Here is a 3,315-nt window from a genome sequence, read left to right as displayed (position 1 = left end):
AAAGTTTGAGATCAAAACTGATTTTCTGATACTCATTTTTTCGACAGGGATGTTTTTTTGTTGTTTCCATAGGATACTAAAAGTGTTTAATTTTTAGTCAACCTATTTTAGGACGACGCATCATGTTGTATTGCTGGTAACGTCCCGCCAGCTTGCTGCAGGTGGGGAATTGTTTTCCCAAAAATATCAATTTAAGATTAAGTTTACAAACACAAAACCAACATTAAATTTAGCCTTAAAGCCCCACTTGCTGCAAACTGCTGTTAGCGGTAGTTTCTATTTAATTTGTGACTTCTATAAATCCACAATTAGAGAATTCAATAATTCTATTTCCAGCATTTGTTTCAATTTTTATCTTATTCCGTGTTACTATCCAATTATTTTTTTCAGATGATAAATCTTTACTTATTTCACCCAAATCAATAATTTTTAAAATAGTTAGTAAACTACCGAAAGGAATTTCTTCAACGTTATAAAAAGTCACATCTTCGAATCTTAAAACTTTTTTCTCAAAAATACTATTTTCCCAGTCAGTTGGAAAATCTATTAAAAAATCTATTATTTGACCATTAGGATTTTCCGTGACTTTTAATATTGTAGAATCGTGAAAAGAAATTTCGTTAAAGATCATATTTTCTGTTCTTATTTATAGATTTCGTTCTGGCGAAATTACCGCTAACGTCCCGGGGCTTTGTGAAGTTGGGGATTAGTTCTCCCAAAAGTATATATTTAAGATTAGGTTTACAAACACAAAACCAACATTATTTTTAGCCCCAAACCCCCAATTTCACAAAACCCTTGTTAGCGGTTGTAGTACCGGCATAAAGAATGTAACATAGTGTAACCATAGCTTTCTTCACATAAAGTTTCACAAAGTTTGTCGATGCGGTTTTTCCTCAAAGTTTGTTAAACTTATGCGCAAAAGTATTTTTAGATTTAGTTATTCCATTTTTCGCTATACATTTTCGTTCCGTTTTTAACAAAGCTTTTCGGCAAAGTTTTTCCATAATTTTTTAGAAAGGTTTGGCGAAAACTCAATTAGATTTTTAAAAGTATTATTTGTGGTAAATTCAAATTTTGCGGAAAGTTTTACGTATTATTTTAAAGCTTAAAAGGATTCTTTCTGTTTGAAGATGAGCGTGTTTTGAAAACAGAGGGACTATTACCGCTAACGTCCCGCCGGCTTTAAGAAGTTGGGGATTTTTGTTCCCAAACCATTCCATTAGGACTGAAGTCAAATATACAAAAAGCTCGTTCCATTAAACACTCAAACCCCAATTTCTTAAAACCGCTGTTAGCAGAAGGCCTTACTTGAGTGCTTGGTCGGAATACTTCACAACAAATTCTTTAGCATCTCGTAAGTTTTCAGGGTATTTTACATACGGCGCCTGAAATTTTATTTCATAAATCCTCTGATATTTAAAGCCATGATTAACCAAAAATTTGACTGTTTCCCATTTTCTGTCATCGTTATGTTTTGGTGCTTTAAATTTTTGGTCCATTTCTATCATTAATTTTCCACATTCTGGACAATTTCCGATATGAAATTTTTCGAAATCAGTGCCATGATTATAAGTTTTACGGCAATCTAAACAGAGAGTTTTATAACCCATGAATTTATTATTTATACAGTTTTTTCAGGCTTTCTGCTAACGTCCCGCCGGCTTTATGAAGTGGCGGATTTTTTATTACTGATGTTTACAAATATACCGAAAAGTTAGAAAGAAAAAAGCTGAATAAAAAGATGAAATAAAAGCACCAAACCATTCCAAAAAATCACCGAGCCCCGCCATTTTATAAAACCGCTGTTAGGCGACGTTTTTTAATCTTTCATTTAAAATATGTAATAATTCTATATGATTTGTATTTAGAAAATCAGTTTGTATAGAATGTTGTGAGTTCGCAAATTTTATATCAAATTTCAGCAGAAATTTGTAAAACCACGAATTACTATATTTTTCACCTGGTTTTTTCATTTCTACTAAAATTTGTCTGTTAGTGGTAATTCCTCTATGATGAGTTGTAATGATATAAAACGATTTGACTTCTTCAAAATTTACAATTTTTTGCTTTCCAAGAATATTATAAATAAAGATTTTGTTTCTAGTAACTGTGAGAAGAGCTTTTGTTCTTGTTAAATACAAGATTGAAATTATTATTCCAATTGCAAATAAAATAAAACCTAATAACATCATTACACTTTTAAAAAGTTTTGTCTCGAAATTAAAAACATTCTCATAAGAATATATTCCGCAAAAAGTAAAAATTGAAGAAATAAACAATAGAAAAAAAGCCTTTTTTTTATTCGAATAAAAATGCAAATCTGTTGAGTTCAATTTTTGGGTATTATTTTCCATCACGTTTATTTAAAATGTTGCCTAACGTCCCGCCGGCTTTATGAAGTTGGGGATTTTTTGTACCTTTAGTTTGTTTATTCCTAAAGCCAAATATACAAAAAGAAGTTTGGTTTTTCCCTAAAACCCCAATTTCATAAAACCGCTGTTAGCCACAGTATTTTATTTTTTATTAATCAATTCTTCGTGTCTAATAAGTGATCTTGATGCATCAAAATAAAATTCTTTTGCTTTATAAAATTCACTGGGATCAACTATAAATTTATCACACAAACCAACTAATGATCTCTGATGGATTTTTAAAATATCGAAATAGTCGAAAATCATATTATATTCGTCAGATACGTATATAACTTTTAATGCTGAATCACAGTTCAAACCATTACCGCTATATGCAATTACTTTTCTTATATCTCTATATCTTTTCTGATATTTTTTCCACTCGGATTCAGGTTTGCCTAATTTAAATAATGAATATCCCATTTTATTATTGGCAATTAAACTTACCGGATTTTTTTCAAGAATTTTGCGACATTCAATTATTAGTTTTTCATATTCATTATTCTTTGATAAATCTTCTAAATGGTCTTCTTTGGGTTTATTTTTTAAATAATCTTCTTGAAATGAAAAACCGTAATAAATAAGAGAATTTTCTTCTAAAGTTAATGTAGTATCAAATTCATTGAATCTCTTCAAAAGTTTTGGATAATAAGTTTCTGAATCTACCTTTTCTATTTTCGATTTAACTTCGTCGAAGTTTATGTTGATTTGATTTTGAGCAGTTGAAATTTCAAATGAGCACAAAGCAATTATTAAGTAGATGTGTTTTCTCATAGTTTGTGTCTTGTCCTGAAATAGGTTGACCATTTTGGTTATTAATTCAGGTTATAAAATTTGTATTTATGCATTTGATTTTTGTGTGCAAACTCAGGTGTTTTCATGTCTAGGCTGTAATGTCTTC

4 protein-coding genes are annotated in these 3,315 nt (G+C 30.0%); all 4 read right to left on the bottom strand.

Going from position 1 to position 3,315, the window contains the following annotated elements:
- Positions 1-280: 280 nt before the first annotated feature.
- On the bottom strand, positions 281-631 hold the full coding sequence (locus AC3E9U_RS16080) for a hypothetical protein (protein WP_488747950.1): 351 nt from the start codon (positions 629-631) through the stop codon (positions 281-283).
- 676 nt (positions 632-1,307) lie between these two features.
- A complete protein-coding gene (locus tag AC3E9U_RS16075; RefSeq protein ID WP_488747949.1) occupies positions 1,308-1,613 on the bottom strand; it encodes a hypothetical protein in 306 nt (101 codons plus the stop codon).
- Between the two features lie 195 nt (positions 1,614-1,808).
- Positions 1,809-2,357 (bottom strand): STM3941 family protein, encoded by a 549-nt coding sequence (locus AC3E9U_RS16070; RefSeq protein ID WP_488747948.1) that lies wholly within the window; start codon positions 2,355-2,357, stop codon positions 1,809-1,811.
- Between the two features lie 159 nt (positions 2,358-2,516).
- A complete protein-coding gene (locus AC3E9U_RS16065; RefSeq protein ID WP_488747947.1) occupies positions 2,517-3,188 on the bottom strand; it encodes a DUF4919 domain-containing protein in 672 nt (223 codons plus the stop codon).
- Positions 3,189-3,315: the final 127 nt, after the last annotated feature.

Source organism: Flavobacterium sp. 21.1 (assembly GCF_057801535.1).
The sequence above is the reverse complement of the archived record's forward strand: the minus strand, read 5'-3'. Positions and strand labels throughout refer to the sequence as shown.